Source organism: Streptomyces sp. NPDC056987 (genome assembly GCF_042673865.1).
GTDB lineage: Bacteria > Actinomycetota > Actinomycetes > Streptomycetales > Streptomycetaceae > Streptomyces.
The window spans coordinates 1-17836 of record NZ_JBHURV010000039.1 but is presented as its reverse complement, the minus strand read 5'-3'; the positions used below and the strand labels follow the sequence as shown (position 1 = coordinate 17836).

Genomic DNA, 17836 nt, shown 5'->3' with positions numbered 1-17836 from the left:
CCCCTTCGCCGTTCTCCTCGCCCCGGGGCCAGGGCATCCCTCATGCCCCGGGGCCGACGGGGTCGTCGTCGCAGAGGCCGGTCCGGCAGCACACGGGCAGCCGTTCGGCGGCGATCTCCCGGACACGCCGCAGACGGGCCCGGTCGGGTTCCACCACCGTCAGGATCTCGAAGGCGGTGCCGGCCGCACCGGTGGTCGGGTTCGACATCACCTCCGCGTAAAGGAGCCACAGTCCCTGTACGGCGAGCTCCCGGCAGCTCTCCGGAAGGTCGAGCCCGCGCCCCGCGGACGCGAAGTCCGTGCCCTCGCCCGCCACCAGACGCTGAAGGAGGTCGAGGAACCGGCCGCGGGCAGCCGGTGCGATCCCGTCCGCGAGGGCCGCCAGGGCGACGGACGCCACGGCGGGAGCGGGCTCCCACAGGATCACCGGGGACCAGACGTGCCCTTCGAGACTGGCCTGACCCGGCTCCTGGCCCGGCTCCTGCCCGGGTCCGCGCCCGGCGAGCCGCAGCAGGTCCTGGGCAAGGTGCTCGGCGGAGTCGCCGCACCCGCAGACCATGTCCTGCCACGGTTGCCGGGCGATCTCCAACTCGGTCAGCCGCATGGCTTCCCCCGTCCCACGGGTCAGGCGTCCCGGTCCAGGTGGCGCTCGGGTGTGCCGTGGTAGCCCGCGAGGAGGGGCCGGGGCAGCGGCCCCTTGATGCGGGTTCCGTTCTCCGTCTCCTCCCACGCGTGGGCGAGGATGCCCACGCTGCGGGAGAGGACGAACAGGCCCCGGCCGAGCTGGGCCGGGAAGCCGAGTTCCGCGTAGATGATCGCGGTGGCCCCGTCGATGTTCATCGGGACCGGGCGGTCCCGGCCCTCGGCGAGCGCGGCCTCCAGCGCCAGTCCGGCGGCGAGGGCCCGGCCGGGGACCTCGCCGGCCTCGACGGTTTCCCGGACCAGCGCGAGCAGCGGGTCCCGGCGCGGGTCGCGGGGGTGGAAGCGGTGGCCGAATCCGGGGATGTAGGCGCGGCGACGGCGGTATTCGGCGACGATGTCGGAGGCCGGTTCACCGTCGGCGACGCGTTGCAGTACCTCCATGCACTGCTGCCCCGCTCCCCCGTGGACGTCGCCGAGCAGGCCGGCGCCGGTCGCGACGGCGCTGTTGAGTCCCACGCCGCAGGTGGCCGCCATCCGGGCCGCGGCGATCGAGGGGGCCTGCGGGCCGTGGTCGACGGCGGCGACCAGCGCGGCTTCCAGGAGGCGTCCCTGACGGGGCGTGGGCAGTTCGCCGCGGAGCATCAGCCAGATCTGTTCGGCGAAGGTGACCCGGCCGATCAGTTCCTCGACCGGATAGCCACGCAGCCGGATCTCGCCGGGGTGGATCTCGCTCACCGCCGTGGACCACCAGTCGGTCACGGTGCGTTCAGCGATCAGTTTCTCTCCCCCGTCGGCGGTGTCCAGCCCCTGCCCGTCGCCCGCGGGTACCGGTGCCCCGGTCACACTGCACCGCCTTCGCGCAGCGCGGTGATCTCCGCCGGGGTGTAGCCGAGTTCCGCCAGCACGGTGTCGGTGTGTTCCCCCAGCAGGGGTGGCGGGGAAGGCGTCACGGCGGGTTCACCGTCCACGCGCACCGGGCTGCCGAGGACGCGCAGGGCGCGCTCGCGGCCGTCGGGGAAGGGCAGGTCGTGGACGAAGCCGCGCGCGTCCAGGTGGTCCAGGCCGAGGGCGTCCGGTACCGACAGGACGCGCGCCGCCGGGACTCCGGCGTCGGAGAGGATCTCCTCCCACTCCGCCGCCGGCCGGGCGGCCAGTCCCGCTTCGACCTCGTCGCGCAGGGCGTCGCGGTGCGTCTTGCGGTCGGCGGGGTGGGTGAAGCGCGGGTCGGTCGTCAGGTCCTCGCGTCCGATGAGCCGGCACAGGGTCGTGAACTGCTGCTGCCGGTTGGCGGCGATGTTGAGGTGGCCGTCGGCGGTGCGGAAGGTGCCCGAGGGGGCCGCGGTGAAGTTCTCGTTGCCCATGGGGTGGGGTACGCGTCCGCTGATCAGGTAGTTGGACGTGACCCAGCCCATGGCGGTGAGCGCGGACTCCAGCATCGAGACATCGACGAAGGCGCCCTCCCCGGTACGTCCGCGGCGTACGAGCGCGGCCGCGACCGCGTAGGCGGCCGCCATGCCGCCGAGGGTGTCGGCGACGGGGAATCCGGCCCGCAGCGGAGCGGTCCCCGGGGTGCCGGTGACGCTCATCATCCCGCTGAGGCCCTGGATGATCTGGTCGTACGCCGGGCGGTCCCGCAGCGGGCCCGTCTGTCCGAAGCCGGAGATGGCGCAGTAGACGAGCCGGGGGTTCTCGGCGCTCAGTGTCTTCCAGCCGACGCCGAGCCGGTCCATCACGCCGGGACGGAAGTTCTCCAGCAGGACGTCCGCCTCGCGGACGGCGCGCAGGAGCGCCTCCCGTCCGTCCGGGTCCTTCAGGTTGAGGGTGAGTGAGCGCTTGCCGGCGTTCTGGGCGAGGAAGGACGCGCCCAGCAGCTCCTCCCCGAGTTCGCGGTCCGCGCCCAACTGGCGGGCGAGATCGCCTGACGCGGGCAGCTCGACCTTGATGACGTCGGCGCCGTGCAGAGCGAGCTGATAGCCGGCGAAGGGGCCGGCGAGGACGTTGGTCAGATCGAGGATCCGTACGCCCTCCAGGAGAGGGGTCGTCATCAGGCGGTGCCTCCGATGCAGTCGAGCGCGGTGAGGGCCCGTGCGGTGTCCAGCAGGGCCGGGGTGAAACCGGCGATGGCCTCGTCGGTGAAACGGGTGGTCGGGCCGCCGAGCGCGACCGCCGCGGTGAGGCGGCCCGACGCGGGGGCGAAGACCGGGGCCGCGACGCCGGAGACGCCGGGCTCGCGTTCGCCGTGGCTGACGGCCATGCCGTCCTCGGCGGCCTTCCGGACGCGCTCCCCGAGCCGGTCGTCCCCGTCGCCGCCCGATGCTCGGGCGGCGACCGCGGCGATGTCGGCGCGGTCCGAGCGCGAGAGGAGGACGTGGCTCGCGGCCCCCGACCAGAGCGGCATCTCCGCCCCGATGTGGACGACATGGCGCAGCGTACGGGTGCCTTCGTGGCGGGCGATGCAGACACGGGTGTTCTGCTGCCGGACGTAGACGGACGCCGTCTCCCCGCCGCTCGCCTCGCTCAGCTCGGCGAGGCGGCGCAGTGCCTCTTCCGGCAACCGCCAGGTCCGGCCGGCCAGTTCGGCCCAGCGCAGGAGTCCGGTGCCGGGGACGAGGTGGCCGTCCCCCCGGCTCCAGAGCAGGCCGCACTGCTCCAGTGTGTGGACCAGCCGTACCACGGTGGTCTTCGGCAGTCCGGTCGCGTCGACCAGTTCGCGTACGGGCCGGCTGGGGTGGTCGGCGTCGAAGAGGGCGAGCAGCTCCACCGCGCGCTGCACACTGCGGACGCCGCCTGCGTCGGATTCGGGCATGCCGTTTCCTTCGTGTCTCGGCACACGGCGAGGCGGACGCCTCGCCGGTGAGTGGGCCGTTTCATCACACCACGGAACCATCCAGCGGCACAAGCGAACCACCTGGTGGTTCGCTGTGGGCAGGCGTGGGCCCGGGGCGCACGGGGGTGGGTCAGGTGATGCGGGCGATGATGTGGTCGGCCGCCTCGGTCGCCATGCGGCGCAGCGCCTGCTCGGTCTGCGCTCCGGTGTGGGGGGTGATGACGACCGACGGCTCGGCGCGCAGGGGGTGGTCGGACGGGAGCGGTTCGACCGTCGTGACATCGAGGCCGGCGCCCGCGAGATGGCCCCGCCGGACGGCGTCGAGGAGGGCGGACTCGTCGAGAATGCCCCCGCGCGAGGTGTTCACCACCACCGCGCCCTCGGGCAGCGCCATGAGTTCGGGCAGCCCGATGAGGTCGCGGGTCTCCTCGACCAGCGGCACGTGCAGGCTGAGGTTCTCGGCGAGGGAGAGCAGCGTCGGGAGGTCCGCGGGTTCGACACCGGCGTCGGTCATGACGGAGACGGGCACCATCGGGTCGTGGGCCAGGACGCGCATGCCGAAGCCGTGGCTCGCGATCGCGGCGACCTCGCGGGCGATCCGGCCGAAGCCGACCAGCCCGAGCACCCCGCCGGAGAGCTCCCGGCCGCGGATCGCCGCGCGGGTGTCGCCCTCGTTGCGGATCGCGATACCGATGCCCCGGCGCACCGCCAGCAGCAGGGTCATGGCGTGCTCGGCGACGGACCGGCTGTTGGCCGCCGGGGTGGTGGTGACGGCGATCCCCAGCTCCCGCGCGGTGTCGACGTCCACGGTGTCGAGGCCGACGCCGTGCCGTGCCACGATGCGCAGGCGGGGGGCGCGGCGCAGCATGGCGCCGTCGACGCGTTCGGTGCGCAGCAGAATGGCGGCGACCCGGTCGCTGATCTCGTCGAACGTGGCCCCGTCGGCGCCGTATCCGGGACGTACGTCGGCGTGCGGGCGCAGGCGGGCCAGGGCGTCGGTGTGGACCGGCCGGGGGATCCAGACGAGCGGGCGTTCAGTCACGGGGCACCAGCCTCTGGTTGGCCGCGCGGCGCTCGGTCTCGCCGTCGATGAGGCTGCGCGTCCGCGCGACGACGTCCTCGGCCTGGGCGGCCGGGACGACGGCCACGCCGTCGTCGTCACCGAGCACCCAGTCCCCGGGGGCGACGGGCACCCCGCCGACGGCGATCGGGCCCGCTATGCGGTACGGGCCGGTCTTCCACGGTCCGGCGGGGGTGACGGCACGGGCGAACACCGGGACGCCGAGCTGCGCCAGCTCGACGACGTCCCGGGCCGCGCCGTCGAGGACGATGCCGCCGATCTCCAGCGCCTTCGCCTTCTGCGCCACGAGTTCACCGATCAGCGCGCGGGTCGTGTCCCCGCCCCCGTTGACGACGAGCACCTCCCCGCGCCGGATCGTCTCGAACGCGGTGTGCAGGCCCTTGTTGTCACCCGGCCGCGTCCACACCGTGAAGGCGGGGCCGGACAGGACGGCCCCCGGCCACAGCGGGCGAATGCCGTCGGCGACGCCGAACCGGTCCATCGCGTCGGACACGGTGGCGACGGGGAACGCCCCGGGGGGCGGATAGTCGTGCACGGTTCTCCTTCGGTTGAGTCAGTGCGGTGTCGTCGAGTCGGTGCGGTCGAGTCGGTGCGGTGCACGTGCGGGACCGGCCGGGTCGGTGGTGACGGACCGGCCGGGTCAGTACAGCGCGGGCGGCAGACCGGTCCTGGCGATGTCCTCCGCGCAGCGGCGGACCGCGTGGACGAAGCCGGGGATCTTGTCCTCGGTGAACCGCACGGTGGGTCCGCCGACGGCGAGGACCGGCGGGCGGGCGGGTGCGGCGCCGCCGGGGAACGGGACGGGAACCGCCAGCCCGCTGTTGCCCGGTTCGCGCTCCCCGTGGGTGACGCACCAGCCCCGCTCCGCCGCGGCCCGCGCCCCGGCGCGCAGCGCCTCGGGGTCACTGCCGCACTCCGCGGCGATGCGTGTGACGAGTGCGTCCCGCTCCTCGGGCGGTTCGAGGCTGAGCAGCACGTAGGAGGCCGACCCCACCGACATGGTGAGCGAGTCGCCCGGCTCCACCACATGGCGCAGGCTGTTGGGGCTGGGGGCCTGGCCGACCACGACCCGCCGCGTGCCCTCGCGTACGTACAGGCTCACCGTCTCACCGGTCTCGGCCGCGAGGGCCCGCATGCGTGCCAGCGAGGCGGGCGGGACCGTCCAGGCCGTCTCGGCGAAAGCGGCGAAGGCGATCAGGCTGGTGCCGACCCGGACCCGTCCGTCCGCCCCGGACTCCACCAGTCCTTCCCCGGCCAGTGTCTCCACGAGCCGCAGGACGGTCGTCCTCGGCAGGCCCGTCTCACGGACGAGGTCGGTCAGTGTGAGTGACATGCGCTCCGGGGTGAACGCGCGGAGCACCTGCCACGCCCGGTTCACCGCCCGGATGCCACCACCGTCGGTCGTCGCGGACATCGGTTTCCTTTCTTCGCCGTGTCGTCTCCATTGCTTCGTCCCGGAGATGATGTTTACCATCTGGCGGTCATGAATATCCACCAGATGGACACACCGGGGTAACCGGCCATCTCGGGAATCAGCTCGGTACGAGATCACAAGGGAGTGGTCGTGCAGAGGAAACGTTTCATGCTCGGCGTCGCCGGCGCTCTGAGCACCGCGGTGCTCGCCGGAGCCGCCGTCGTGGACGCCAGCAACTCCACCTCGGGCGCCACTGCGAGGTCGAAACTGACGGTCACGGCTCCGGCCGCACCTGGCGGCGGCTGGGACCTCGCGTCACGCGAGTTCCAGCAGGCAGTGCGGGCCGGTTCGATCGTCAACAACGTCCAGGTCGTCAATGTGCCCGGCGCCGGCGGCACCATCGGGCTCGGGCAGTTCGTCCAGCTCGGCGACGATCCGACACGGCTGATGATGACCGGCACCGTGATGGAGGGCGCCATCACGGTCAACAAGTCGCGGGTGGACCTGGAGAACACCACACCGATCGCCCGGCTCGCCGAGGACTACCAGGTCTTCATCGTCCCCGCGGACTCCCCGTACCGGACGCTCCAGGACTTCATGGCGGCGTGGCAGAAGAATCCGCACGGCCACGCCGTCGGCGGCGGCGGGCTCGGCGGCACCGACCACCTGCTCGCGGGGCTCGCCGCGCGGGAGGCCGGCATCGACCCGAAGGAGGTCAACTACATCTCGTTCGCGGGCGGCGGCGAAGTGCTCACGGCGCTGCTGTCGAACACGGTCGAGATCGGGGTCAGCAGCTACAACGACTTCCGCGACCAGATCGAGGCGGGCAATCTGCGGGCGCTGGCGGTCTCGGCCGACAAGCCGGTGCCGGGCATCGACACACCCACCTTCATCGAGCAGGGCGTCGATGTGTCGCTGCCCAACTGGCGCGGTCTGGTCGCGCCGCCCGGCATCAGCGACGCACAGCGCCGCGAACTGACCGACATCGTCACCGAGGCGACCCGTACCCCCGAGTGGGAGGACGCGCTCACCCGCAACAAGTGGGTGAAGAGCCTCCTGACCGGTGACGAGTTCGCCGACTTCATCCGCCAGGACCAGGCGCGAGTCAACACGATCATCAAGGAGCTGGGTCTGTGACCACCCACCCCGCGCCGGACCCGGGCCCGGCCGCCTTCCTGCGCCGCCGCACCGGCCTGATCATTCCGCTGCTGCTGCTCGTCACCGGCGTCGTACTGGGCGCCGGAACCCTCACCATGGAGGTTCCGGCCAACGTCGCCTCGCCGGGCCCGCAGATGTTCCCCACCGTGGTCGCGGTCGCGTGTCTGGTGTTCGCCGTCCTCCTGGGCATCGACGTACTGCGCCGCCCGGAGCCCGAGCAGGCCGCCGCCGTCTCCGTCTCCTCCGTTTCCTCCACGGTCGCCGCCGCGCCCACGGACACCACCGCGGCCACGGACGCCACCGGCACCACGGCCGATGAGACCCCCGCGGCGGTCCGGACCCGCAGCAACCGATGGGCGGTGGCCGGACTGGTCGGCACGATCGGGGCCTTCATCGCCCTGCTCGTCCCGCTCGGCTGGCTGCTCTCGGGCGCGCTGCTCTTCTGGGGCGTGGCGCGGGCGCTCGGCAGCCGCCGTCCGGTGTTCGACATCTTCCTGTCGGTGGCCATCTCGTCCACCGTCCAACTGGCCTTCTCCGCGGGACTGGGCCTCAGCCTTCCCCCGGGCATCCTGGCAGGAGTGCTCTGATGGAATCACTCGGCAACCTCGGTGACGGGTTCCTCACGATCCTGACACCCATGAACATGCTGTGGGTGCTCGTCGGCGCCCTGCTGGGCACGGCCGTCGGCGTGCTGCCCGGCCTCGGCTCGGCGATGGCGGTGGCGCTGCTGCTGCCGGTGACGTTCTCGCTCGACCCCATCGGCGCGTTCATCATGTTCGCGGGTGTGCTGTTCGGCGGCCTGTTCGGCGACTCGACCGCCGGAATCCTGATGAACACCCCCGGCAACAGCACCGCGATCGCCGGATCCATCGAGGGTCACCGGATGGCGAAGTCCGGTCGCGCGGCCCAGGCCCTCGCGACCGCCGCCATCGGTGCCTTCACCGGCGGCATCCTCTCCTCCGTGCTCGTGGTGTTCTTCGCGCCCTCGCTGGCCGAACTCGCCACCCTCTTCGGCCCCGCCGAGTACCTGGCGCTCGCCGTGTTCGCGTTCGTCGCGATCTCCGCCGTGGTCAGCGACTCGATCCTGCGCGGTCTGGCCGCCCTGGTCATCGGCCTCGCCATCGCGCTGGTCGGGGTCGACGGCATGTCCGGCGCCGCGCGCTTCACCGGAGGACTGCCCGAACTCTTCGACGGCATCAACATCGTGGTGATCACCGTCGGTCTGCTCGCCCTCGGCGAGGTCATCTCCGTCGCCGCCCGCCGCGGCACCGACGAGGACCTGCGTGTCATGCCGTCCACCGGCCGGCTGTGGCTCTCCCGCCAGGAGATCCGCCAGGCCATGCCCGCCTGGCTGCGCGGCACAGCGATAGGTGTCCCGTTCGGCATCATCCCCGTCGGCGGATCCGAGGTGCCCACCTTCCTGGCCTACGGCACCGAACGCCGGCTCGGCTCGCGCCGCCCCGGCTCCATGTTCGGCAAGGGCGCCATCCAGGGTGTGGCCGGCCCGGAGGCGGCGGGCAACGCCACCGCGGGCACCGCGATGGGCGCCCTGCTCGCTCTGGGCCTGCCCACCTCGGCGACGGCCGCCGTGATGCTGGCCGCGTTCCGCCAGTACGGTCTGCAGCCCGGCCCGCTGCTCTTCGAGCGGGCCAGTGACCTCGTATGGGCCCTGCTGGCCAGCTTCTTCATCGCCATGACCGTGCTGCTCGTACTCAACCTGCCGTTCGCACCGCTCTGGGCCAAACTCCTCAAGATCCCGCGCCATTACCTCTACAGCGGGATCACCGTGTTCGCCATGCTCGGCGTCTACGCGACCAGCAGCAAGATCCTCGACCTGGTCCTCGTCCTCGCCATCGGGCTCCTCGGCTTCGCCATGCGCCGCTACGGGCTGCCCGTCGCCCCCGTCCTCATCGCGGTCATCCTCGGTCCCCTCGCCGAGACCGAGTTCCGCCGCGCCATGGCGGTCAGCGAGAACGACCCCACGGCCCTGGTCTCCAGTCCGATCACCATCACCCTCTACGTCCTGCTCGCCCTCGGCATCACCGGCCTGCTCGTCCAGCGCGCCCGCGGCCGCCGGCGCGTCACCGAGGCGGCCTAGGGCCTGCCGGTGACCAGGCCGGCGCGGGGACGGGCGGCCGAGGGCCCGCGGGCCGGCGCCCGGTCCGCGTGTTCCCGGCGTCCGCGGACCGGCCCTCAGCCCGCGGACGCCGGATCCTCGGCAAGTCCCCGTTCCGTGAGTCCGGCGGGCATCTGCCGTGCGGCGCCGGTCGGTTGGGTCTCCATCCCTTCATCGTCGTACGGGCACGGCGTGCCCGGATCCGGGCCTCATCGCGGCGCGTGCTCCGGTTGCTCAACTGCGGCGGTGGGGCGGGCGAGAAGCCGGGCCGTGACCGCTCCGCCGATCGCCAGGGCGGCGGTGACGACGAGCAGAACGGCGACGTAGCCGTTGTCGAACGCGGAGTGGGCCGCGTCCAGCAGGCCGCGCGCCCGGTCCTCGGGCAGCCCGCCGGATGCCGTCAGCGCCTGGTCGAGGCTGTCCTTCGCGACCGCGGGACTGCCCTCGGGCAGCCGGACGGTGTTCGTGTAGAGGGAGGTCAGGGCGGAGCCCAGGACGGCGACACCGAAGAGGCTGCCGAGTTCGTAGGAGACCTCTTCCACGGAGGCGGCCATGCCGGCCCGGTGGGCGGGCGCGTTGCCCATGATGGCCGCGGAGGCGGCGGTCATGGCCAGGCCCGTCCCGGCGCCCGCCACGAGCAGTCCGGGGACGACCCAGACCGGGTGGTCGGGGTGGACGTCGAGGACCGGCAGCGCGCCGGGGGTGAGCAGCAGCGTCAGGAGGACGCCCGCCGCCGCGGTCAGCAGACCGCCGATGATCAGCGGACGGGGACCGGTGCGCCAGGCCAGACTCCCCGCGGCGACACCGGCGGGCAGGCAGCCGAGGGCGAAGGCGGCCACCAGTACTCCGGCGTGCAGCGGGGTGAGGCCGACGACCAGTTGCAGCCGCTGGGCGAGGACCAGTTGGACGCCCGCGGTGCCGAACATGGCCAGTGCCGCCGCGACGATGCCGGACAGGATGTGCGGATGGCGCAGCAGGGCGAGGTCGAGCAGCGGATGGGTCTGGCGGCGCTGCCGTAGGACGAACAGGGTGAACCCGGCCGCCGACACGAGGAGCGCCGCCACGACGTACAGCGGCTGCGCGCCCGGCCTGGTGGCCTCCTTGACCGCGTAGACCAGGCCGACCAGTCCCGCCATGACCAGCAGCGAGGCGACAAGGTCCCAGGGCTTGTCCGAGCCGTGGGTGTCGCCGGGGGCGAGGACGGCGCCGGCGACCAGGGCGAGCAGCACCACGGGCACATTGATCAGAAAGACCGACCCCCACCAGAAGTACTCCAGGAGCAGTCCGCCGACGATCGGTCCGAGCGCCGTTCCCACCACGGACATCGAGCCCCACACCCCGATGGCCATGGTGCGTTCGCGCTCGTCGTCGAAGGTGACGCGGATCAGCGAGAGCGTGGCGGGCATCATCGCCGCGGCGCCCACCGCGAGGAAGGCCCGCGCGCCGATCAGCAGGGCGGGGGTGGCGGCGAACGCCGCCAGCGCGGAGGCGGCACCGAAGAGGACGAGCCCGGTGAGGAACATCCGCTTGTGCCCGACGCGGTCACCCAGCGTGCCCGCCCCGAGCAGCAGTCCCGCCATGACCAGGGGGTACGCGTTGATGATCCACAGCTTCTGCGAGGCGTCCGCCCCGAGATCCTCCGTCAGCCTCGGCAGTGCCGTGTACAGCACCGACATGTCCAGGCTGATCAGCAGCAGGCCCGCCGACACGGTCACCAGCAGCCACCAGCGCCTCGCGCTGCCGTTCATAGTTCTTCCCTCATCCGTCGTCACCGTTCCGTCCTTCGCCGCGCCGTGACACACCCGCGTGGCCGAAGACAGTAACTATACAATCCAGAAGGTACAGTAACGTCGCGATGAGGGCAGCTACGGGGGCCTGGAACCGGCGCGCCTCACACCCGGCGGAGAGCGGGCGGTGCCTGTCTCAGCGGGTCGGGGCGGCGGAGGCACGGGCCACCCGGAAGCCGAGGTTCCCCGTGGTGCTGTCCGGGGTGTTGGCGGTACGCGCGGCGACGCGGAAACGGTTGCAGTAGGAGTCGTGGCACAGGTACGAGCCGCCGCGCATCGCCCGCAGCCCCGGCGCCCTCCGGTGCCAGAGGTCCGCCGTCCATTCCCAGACGTTGCCCGCGACGTTGAACAGCCCGAAGCCGTTGGGCCGGTAGGCGTGCACGGGCGCGGTGCCCGCGTGGCCGTCCTCGGCGGTGCCGCCGTCCGGGAAGTCGCCCTGCCAGATGTTGCACCGGTGCGCTCCCCCGGGGGTGAGCTCGTCGCCCCACGGATAGCGGGCCTGGTCGAGTCCGCCGCGGGCCGCGTACTCCCACTCCGCCTCGGTCGGCAGGCGCCCGCCGTCCCAGGCGCAGAAGGCGCGGGCGTCCGCCCAACTGACGTGGGTGACCGGGTGGTCCCAGCGTCCGTCCAGTCCGCTGCCGGGCCCCTCCGGCGCGTCCCAGCGGGCCTCCTCCACGGCGCACCACCACGGGGTGGCGACCGGGCGCGGTGCCGCCTCGCGCAGCGGCCGGGGCAGGAACGCCCCGAAGACGTAACTCCAGCCGAAGCGTTCGGCGTCGGAGCGGTGCCCGGTCGCCTCGACGAACGCGGCGAAGCGCGCGTTGGTCACGGCGTGGGCGTCCAGCGCGAACGGCTCCACGGTGACCTCGCGTACCGGTCCCTCCCCGTCCCCGGGGTTCGCGTCGCTGTCCTCGCTGCCCATCCGGAAGGCGCCGCCGGGCAGTTCGATCCGTGTCCGGTACGCCTGCGCCGCGCCGTCCGGTACCCGCGCGACGGCCGACCCGGGAGCCTGGGCCGCGGCACCGGGCGGCTGACGGGCGGGGGTGCAGCAGGTGCGCGCGCCGGCCCCCGGGTCCGCCGGGGTCACGCGTGCTCCTGCCGCGCCCGCCCCGGAACGGGGGCGCCGCCGGGTTCGCTCTCGAACGCCGAGAGCGTGGTGTCGTAGTCGGTCTCCACGTCGTACATCGGTGTCATCCAGTGGAAGAAGTTGTCGCCCCGCTCGCGGAGCAGGCCGTAGAGGGTGCGGGTCAGTTCGGCCCGTACCTCCCGCAGTTCGGGGTGGTCGTAGCGGTTGTGCAGCTCGTCGGGGTCGTCGCTCAGGTCGTACAGCTCGTTGTGGGACTCGGGGTTGACCACCAGCTTGTAGCGGCGGGTGCGCAGCATGCGCTGGGGGTACGGGAAGTGGTGGCCGTGGAACTCCGCGAGGTGGTGCTGCGGCCACTCCGGCCGCTCACCTGCGGCCAGCGGGAGCAGGCTGCGGCTGTCGACGGCCGGCCCGGTGTCGCTGCCCGCGAGGTCGAGGATGGTGGCGGTGCAGTCGGTGAGCGAGACGAACTCGTCACGGACCTGGCCGGGCGGCGCGCCGGGGACCTTGAGGAGGCCGGGGATCCGGTAGATGTCCTCGTACATCGCCGGGCCCTTGTCGTGCAGCCGGTGGGAGCCGGTGAACTCGCCGTGGTCCGCGGTGAAGAACACCGCGGTGTGCTCCTCCAGGCCCAGGTCGCGGAGCGCGTCGAGGATCCGCCCGATCTGTTCGTCGATGAGGGTCACGTACCCCCAGTAGACGGCGATCAGCTTCCGGCTCTCTTCGATCGGCATCGTGTCGAAGGCCCACAGCTTGCTGTAGTTGCTCTGCACCGGCGGCTTCGCGGCGAAGGTCTCGCTCACCGAGGCGGGCAGCTCGACCAGCGCGGGATCGTACAGGTCGTAGTACGCGTCCGGCAGGATGTAGGGCAGGTGCGGGCCGAAGAAGTGGGTGGCCAGGAAGAACGGCCGCTGCCCGCCGCCCCCGGGTCCCGGCGCGGCCGCCCCGGGCGGTGCCCCCTCCGCCACCCAACGGCTCAGCATCTCGATGGTGCGGGTGGCGAGGTAGTGCTCGAAGGTCGCTTCGACCGGCTGGTGCAGCCGGGCGGCGAGGAGATTGCCGGGGCTGCCGTTGGGAGTGGTGCCGCGCACGGGGTCGGTGATGCGGTAGGGCGGCAGGCCGTTCTCCGCCAGGTAGGCGAGGTAGTCCGGGTGGTCCACCGGGTTGTGCCAGCCCGCCAGGTCGGGGCCCTCGAAGCCGTAGTCGGCGGCGGTCCGGCGCACGCCCCCGTGCCACTTGCCCATCAGCCCCAACCGGTAGCCCTCGGCGCTCAGTTGCTCGGCGAAGGTGAACTGGCCGTCGGCGAGGTCTTCCAGATAGCCCACGTTGCGCTCGTAGTTGGCCAGCAGCTTGTGGCGGAACGGCGCGGCGCCGGTGAGCAGGCTGGCGCGGGCGGGGGTGCAGATCGCGGTGGGGGTGTAGCAGCTGTCGAACCGGGTGCCCTCGGCCGCGAGCCGGTCCAGGTTCGGGGTGCGGACATGCGGGTTGCCGTAGGCACCCAAGGTGTCCACCCGGTGCTGATCGGTCATCAGGAAGAGCATGTTGGGGCGCACGGGGACCCTTTCGGTTCGGTCGGTGGCGAGCGGGGGCGACCTTGACCGGTGCCACGCGAGGCATGTTCCGGCCCGCACAAGTTTTATGTCAATGGTGCGAACATTAATGGCGCCTCCGGCCACCCCTGCGCCGCCCGCCAGGGCGGCGCAGGGCCTCAACGGCACGGTGGGAGCGGTTCCCGGCCCGTCGCACCGGCCGGGAATTCCTTTGTTCCGACTCATTGACGAAAAACGTGGCGCTCCCCATGCTGTTCGGCATGCAGGCACACGACGGTCCGCTGACGCGGCTGCGCAAGAGCCATGAGCAGTCCGTTCTGGACCTCCTCCGCAAGCACGGCCCGCTCAGCCGGGCCGAGTTGGGAACGCACAGCGGTCTCTCCCGGACCACCCTGTACGACATCGTCGCCGGCCTCGTGGACGGCGGCGCCGTGGTCGCCGCCACGCCGCGGGCGGAGGTGCGCAGGCGCGGCCGGCCGGTCGAGAAGCTCAGCCTCAACCCGGACGCCGGAGAGGCGATCGGCATCGACTTCGCCCGCCGCGCGGTCCATGTCTCGGTGGTCAACGTCGCCCATGAGGTGATCGGTTCGGCCAGTGAGGCGCACGCCCCCGGGCTCACCTGGCCGCAGCGGGCCGACATCGCGGAGCGTCTCCTCGGCTCGCTCGGCGGGCCTCCCCGGGAAGGCGCCGGGCCCGCCCCCCGGCGCGGCACACTCCGGCTGGGCCTGCTCAGCGCGATCGGGGTGGGCGTGGTCGGACCGGTCGTCGACCCCGACGGCGCGGGCCCACAGGGACGCGGCACCGACGGCCTGTCCGGACTGCTGCGCGAGCGGTTCGGTGTCCCCGTACTGCTCGACAACAACACCCGGCTCGCCGCCCTCGCCGAGGCCGTGTGGGGAGCGGCCTCCGACCGCGGAGACGTCGTGTACCTGCGGCTGTCCCACGGGGTGGGCGGCGGTCTGGTCACGGGCGGTCGGCTGCACCGCGGGATGTACGGCGTCTCGGGCGAGTTCGGCCACATCACCGTCGACCCGGGCGGCGCGCCCTGCGAATGCGGCGGCACCGGCTGTCTGGAGACCGTGGCCTCGCTCGACGCCGTGCTGCGCCGCTACCGCTCGGCAGGCGGCCGGGCCGAGGACATCTCCGCGTTCCTGGCCGCCGCCGCGTCCGGCGAGCGGCGCGCGCACGCGGTGCTGGAGCGTACCGGCGCCGACATCGGCACGGTGCTGGCCGCCGTGTGCAACGCGGTCGGCCCCGGCGTCATCGTCATCGGCGGCGAACTCGCCGAGGCCGGCGCCGCCCTGTTCGAGCCCGTCGAGCGGGCGCTGCGCACCCATGTGCTGCCGATGGTCCGCCACCGGGTGCGGGTACGGCGCGCCGCCCTCGGCGAAGCCGGCAGCGCGCTGGGCGGTATCGCCCTCGTCCTGCGCGAATCCCCCCTGCTCTCCCGCTATCCGCAGCCCGTCACCGAGGAGCACGCGTGAACCCAGGCAGGCATCCATGGCCGTGATCGTCCCTCCGGAGAAGACCGCCGCGGCCCCCTCCCCGCGGCGTACCGAAGACCGCTCCCGACGGCGGCCGCTGGTCCTCAACGCCGTCGCACTCCTGGCCGGTGTCCTCGTGTGGGCGGCCGTCGCCGCGCCGGGACTGGTGGAGAACCTGCCGACGCCGCTCGCCGTGGCGCGCAGGGCCGGGGACATGGCCGCCGACGGCACCCTGGCGGCCGACACGCTCGCCAGCCTGCGCCGGGTCTTCCTGGGGTACGCCCTCGGTGTGATCGCGGCGGTACCCGTGGGTTTCCTCATGGGCTGGTACCCGGTGGTCCGCGCCGTCGTCGAACCCTACGTCCAGTTCTTCCGCACGATCCCGCCGCTGGCGCTCATCCCGCTGACGGTGGTGCTGCTCGGCATCGGCGAGGTCCCCAAGATCGCGGTGATCTGCCTCGCCTCCTTCATGGCCTGCGTCGTCGCCGCCTTCCAGGGCGTCGTCGATGTGGACCGTACGCTCATCAACGCGGCCCGGGTGCTGGGCGCTTCGGACCGGGTGATCTTCGCCAAGGTGGTCATCCCCGCCTCCACACCGTTCATCCTCGTCGGCATGCGCATCGGGCTCGGCGCCTCCTGGGCCACCGTGGTCGCGGCCGAACTGATCGGCGCGCAGGAAGGGCTGGGCTACCGGATGCAGAAGGCGTCCACCTGGTTCGAGATGGACACGATCTTCGTGTCGCTGGTGACCATCGGTGTGCTCGGGCTGCTCATGGACCGGCTGCTGCTGCTCGCCGAACGACGGCTCACCGGCTGGCAGGAGCGACGATGAACAGCAAGATCAGCTTTCAGGACGTGGTGAAGACCTTCCCGCTCAAGGGGGCCGAGTTCACCGCGCTGAACGGGGTGTCGCTGGACATCGCCGACCAGGAGTTCGTCACCGTCGTCGGCCCCTCCGGCTGCGGCAAGAGCACCCTGATGAGCATGGCCGCCGGCCTTCAGGAACCCACCTCGGGCCGGGTACTGGTGGACGGCGGTCCGGTGACCGGGCCCGGGCCGGACCGCGGGGTGATCTTCCAGCAGTACGCGCTCTTCCCGTGGCTGACGGTGCGTCAGAATGTGGAGTTCGGTCTCAGGATCGCCTCCGTTCCCGCCGAGGAGCGGCGCCGCCGGGCCGCCGAGGCCATCTCCCTGGTCGGGCTCGACGACTTCGCCGACGCCCTTCCGAAGACGCTCTCGGGCGGCATGAAACAGCGCTGCGCCATCGCCCGCGCCTACGCGGTGGCCCCGCGGGTCCTCCTCATGGACGAGCCGTTCGGAGCGCTCGACGCCCTCACCCGGGTGCAGTTGCAGGACCAGCTCCTGGCGACCTGGAGCCAGGAGAAACGGACCGTGCTGTTCATCACGCACGACGTCGACGAGGCCGTGTACCTGGCGAACCGGGTGGTGGTCATGGCCGCCGGGCCCGGCCGCGTCCACCGCGTCATCGACGTGGACCTGCCCTATCCCCGTACCGAGGAGATCCGGCTCTCCGCGGAGTTCCGGAGCATCCGCAACGCGGTGTGGACCTCCGTACACCACCAGGAGACCGCCGCCCCCGCCCCGTAGCCGCCCGGAGCGTGTCTCGAAAGTCCCGCCGCCCTTCTCTCCCCGTTAGGACACTCCGCCATGCCCGGAAACACCATCCGCCGCGCCCTGTCGGCGTTCCTCTCCGTCACGGTCCTCACCCTCGCCCTGAACGCCTGCTCCGGCAGCGCCTCCGACGACGACACCGTCAACTTCGGCTACATCGGCGACTACAACGGCGCCAGTCTGCTGGCCATCGCCCAGGAGCAGGGCCTGTGGAAGGAGCAGGGCCTCACCGCGAAGACGAAGGTGTTCACCAACGGACCGGTGCAGATCCAGGCGCTGGGCTCCGGCGACCTCGACTACGGCTACATCGGCCCGGGCGCGATGTGGCTGCCCGCCTCCGGCAAGGCGAAGGTCATCGCGGTCAACACCTACACCTACGCCGACCGCGTCATCGCCCAGCCCGGCATCCGGACCATGAAGGACCTCAAGGGGAAGCGGGTCGGCGTGCCGGAGGGCACGTCCGGCGACATGATCCTCAACATCGCGCTGGAGAAGGCCGGGATGACCACGGAGGACATCCAGAAGATCGCCATGGATCCCTCCACCGTCGTGTCGGCCTTCACCTCCGGAAAGATCGACGGCGCCGGCATCTTCTACCCCTCCATCGACACCATCAGGAAGAAGGTCCCGGACCTGGTGGAGGTGGCCAGTACCAAGGAGACCGGTGACGCCTTCCCCACCGCCTTCGTCGCCGGGAACAAGGTGTCCGGGAAGAAGAACACCAAAGTGATCAAGGTGTTGCAGCAGGCCAACGACTGGCGTGCGCAGCACCCCGAGGAGTCCGTCGCCCTCGTGGCCGCGATGCTGCACGTCAGCGAGGCGCAGGCGAAGGCCGACGCCTCGCATGTCGAGACCTTCTCCACCGACGACCTGGCGGCGAAGACCGCGAGCGGCGAGATCGGCCGCTCGCTCGGCAAGCTCGGCGACCTCTTCGTCCACAACAAGCAACTGGCGGAGAACCCCGACCCCGCCGACTTCTACGACGGCGACCTGTACCGGAAGGTGCACGCGGGATAGGCCACGTCGAGGAGGGGCGGCCGCGCCGGCACGAGTTCTCCGCC

General features: G+C 72.2%; 17 protein-coding genes. 7 read left to right on the top strand and 10 right to left on the bottom strand.

From position 1 onward, the window contains the following. Positions 1 to 40: 40 nt before the first annotated feature. The 7 genes from ACFTZC_RS33330 to ACFTZC_RS33300 all read right to left on the bottom strand — a co-directional run bounded on the left by ACFTZC_RS33330 (position 41) and on the right by ACFTZC_RS33300 (position 5964). Positions 41 to 604 (bottom strand): hypothetical protein, encoded by a 564-nt coding sequence (locus ACFTZC_RS33330; protein ID WP_382896117.1) that lies wholly within the window; start codon positions 602 to 604, stop codon positions 41 to 43. A gap of 20 nt (positions 605 to 624) precedes the next feature. After that, positions 625 to 1485 (bottom strand): citryl-CoA lyase, encoded by an 861-nt coding sequence (locus tag ACFTZC_RS33325; protein WP_382896115.1) that lies wholly within the window; start codon positions 1483 to 1485, stop codon positions 625 to 627. Beyond that, positions 1482 to 2687, bottom strand: a complete 1206-nt coding sequence (locus tag ACFTZC_RS33320; protein WP_382896113.1) for a CaiB/BaiF CoA transferase family protein — start codon at positions 2685 to 2687, stop codon at positions 1482 to 1484. The genes ACFTZC_RS33325 and ACFTZC_RS33320 overlap by 4 nt, the downstream gene beginning before the upstream one ends. Beyond that, complete coding sequence (locus tag ACFTZC_RS33315; RefSeq protein ID WP_382896112.1) at positions 2687 to 3448, bottom strand: IclR family transcriptional regulator; 762 nt, start codon at positions 3446 to 3448, stop codon at positions 2687 to 2689. The genes ACFTZC_RS33320 and ACFTZC_RS33315 overlap by 1 nt, the downstream gene beginning before the upstream one ends. A gap of 151 nt (positions 3449 to 3599) precedes the next feature. Further along, positions 3600 to 4511, bottom strand: a complete 912-nt coding sequence (locus ACFTZC_RS33310; protein ID WP_382896110.1) for an NAD(P)-dependent oxidoreductase — start codon at positions 4509 to 4511, stop codon at positions 3600 to 3602. Next, complete coding sequence (locus tag ACFTZC_RS33305) at positions 4504 to 5085, bottom strand: RraA family protein (RefSeq protein ID WP_382896108.1); 582 nt, start codon at positions 5083 to 5085, stop codon at positions 4504 to 4506. The genes ACFTZC_RS33310 and ACFTZC_RS33305 overlap by 8 nt, the downstream gene beginning before the upstream one ends. 105 nt (positions 5086 to 5190) lie before the next feature. Beyond that, a complete protein-coding gene (locus ACFTZC_RS33300; RefSeq protein ID WP_382896106.1) occupies positions 5191 to 5964 on the bottom strand; it encodes an IclR family transcriptional regulator in 774 nt (257 codons plus the stop codon). A gap of 150 nt (positions 5965 to 6114) precedes the next feature. On the opposite strand from ACFTZC_RS33300, the gene ACFTZC_RS33295 reads away from it, so the two are divergent. Genes ACFTZC_RS33295 through ACFTZC_RS33285 form a run of 3 tightly spaced genes read left to right on the top strand, consistent with a single transcriptional unit; the run spans position 6115 to position 9220 of the window. Next, positions 6115 to 7101: a Bug family tripartite tricarboxylate transporter substrate binding protein gene (locus ACFTZC_RS33295; protein ID WP_382896104.1), complete on the top strand. Its 987-nt coding sequence runs from the start codon at positions 6115 to 6117 to the stop codon at positions 7099 to 7101. After that, complete coding sequence (locus ACFTZC_RS33290) at positions 7098 to 7709, top strand: tripartite tricarboxylate transporter TctB family protein (protein ID WP_382896102.1); 612 nt, start codon at positions 7098 to 7100, stop codon at positions 7707 to 7709. The genes ACFTZC_RS33295 and ACFTZC_RS33290 overlap by 4 nt, the downstream gene beginning before the upstream one ends. Next, complete coding sequence (locus tag ACFTZC_RS33285) at positions 7709 to 9220, top strand: tripartite tricarboxylate transporter permease (RefSeq protein ID WP_382896100.1); 1512 nt, start codon at positions 7709 to 7711, stop codon at positions 9218 to 9220. Before ACFTZC_RS33290 ends, ACFTZC_RS33285 begins: the two co-directional genes overlap by 1 nt. Positions 9221 to 9447: 227 nt before the next feature. Here the strand turns inward: ACFTZC_RS33285 and ACFTZC_RS33280 are convergent, their stop codons facing one another. The 3 genes from ACFTZC_RS33280 to ACFTZC_RS33270 form a co-directional block, all read right to left on the bottom strand. Beyond that, complete coding sequence (locus ACFTZC_RS33280; protein WP_382896099.1) at positions 9448 to 10986, bottom strand: MFS transporter; 1539 nt, start codon at positions 10984 to 10986, stop codon at positions 9448 to 9450. Positions 10987 to 11161: 175 nt separating this feature from the next. After that, positions 11162 to 12112, bottom strand: coding sequence for a formylglycine-generating enzyme family protein (locus ACFTZC_RS33275; protein WP_382896097.1), 951 nt, complete (start codon positions 12110 to 12112; stop codon positions 11162 to 11164). After that, positions 12109 to 13650 carry a sulfatase-like hydrolase/transferase gene (locus ACFTZC_RS33270; RefSeq protein ID WP_382896191.1) on the bottom strand — a complete coding sequence of 514 codons (1542 nt, stop codon included), beginning with the start codon at positions 13648 to 13650 and terminating at the stop codon, positions 12109 to 12111. Before ACFTZC_RS33270 ends, ACFTZC_RS33275 begins: the two co-directional genes overlap by 4 nt. 257 nt (positions 13651 to 13907) lie before the next feature. Here ACFTZC_RS33270 and ACFTZC_RS33265 point away from each other — a divergent pair, with 257 nt between their 5' ends. Genes ACFTZC_RS33265 through ACFTZC_RS33250 form a run of 4 tightly spaced genes read left to right on the top strand, consistent with a single transcriptional unit; the run spans position 13908 to position 17792 of the window. Then, positions 13908 to 15143: an ROK family protein gene (locus tag ACFTZC_RS33265; protein ID WP_382896189.1), complete on the top strand. Its 1236-nt coding sequence runs from the start codon at positions 13908 to 13910 to the stop codon at positions 15141 to 15143. 16 nt (positions 15144 to 15159) lie between these two features. Continuing rightward, positions 15160 to 15975: an ABC transporter permease gene (locus tag ACFTZC_RS33260; RefSeq protein WP_382896095.1), complete on the top strand. Its 816-nt coding sequence runs from the start codon at positions 15160 to 15162 to the stop codon at positions 15973 to 15975. Then, positions 15972 to 16751 carry an ABC transporter ATP-binding protein gene (locus tag ACFTZC_RS33255; protein ID WP_382896093.1) on the top strand — a complete coding sequence of 260 codons (780 nt, stop codon included), beginning with the start codon at positions 15972 to 15974 and terminating at the stop codon, positions 16749 to 16751. The genes ACFTZC_RS33260 and ACFTZC_RS33255 overlap by 4 nt, the downstream gene beginning before the upstream one ends. A gap of 60 nt (positions 16752 to 16811) precedes the next feature. After that, the gene (locus ACFTZC_RS33250; protein WP_382896091.1) at positions 16812 to 17792 is read left to right on the top strand and encodes an aliphatic sulfonate ABC transporter substrate-binding protein; all 981 of its coding nucleotides are present in this window, start codon (positions 16812 to 16814) and stop codon (positions 17790 to 17792) included. Positions 17793 to 17836: the final 44 nt, after the last annotated feature.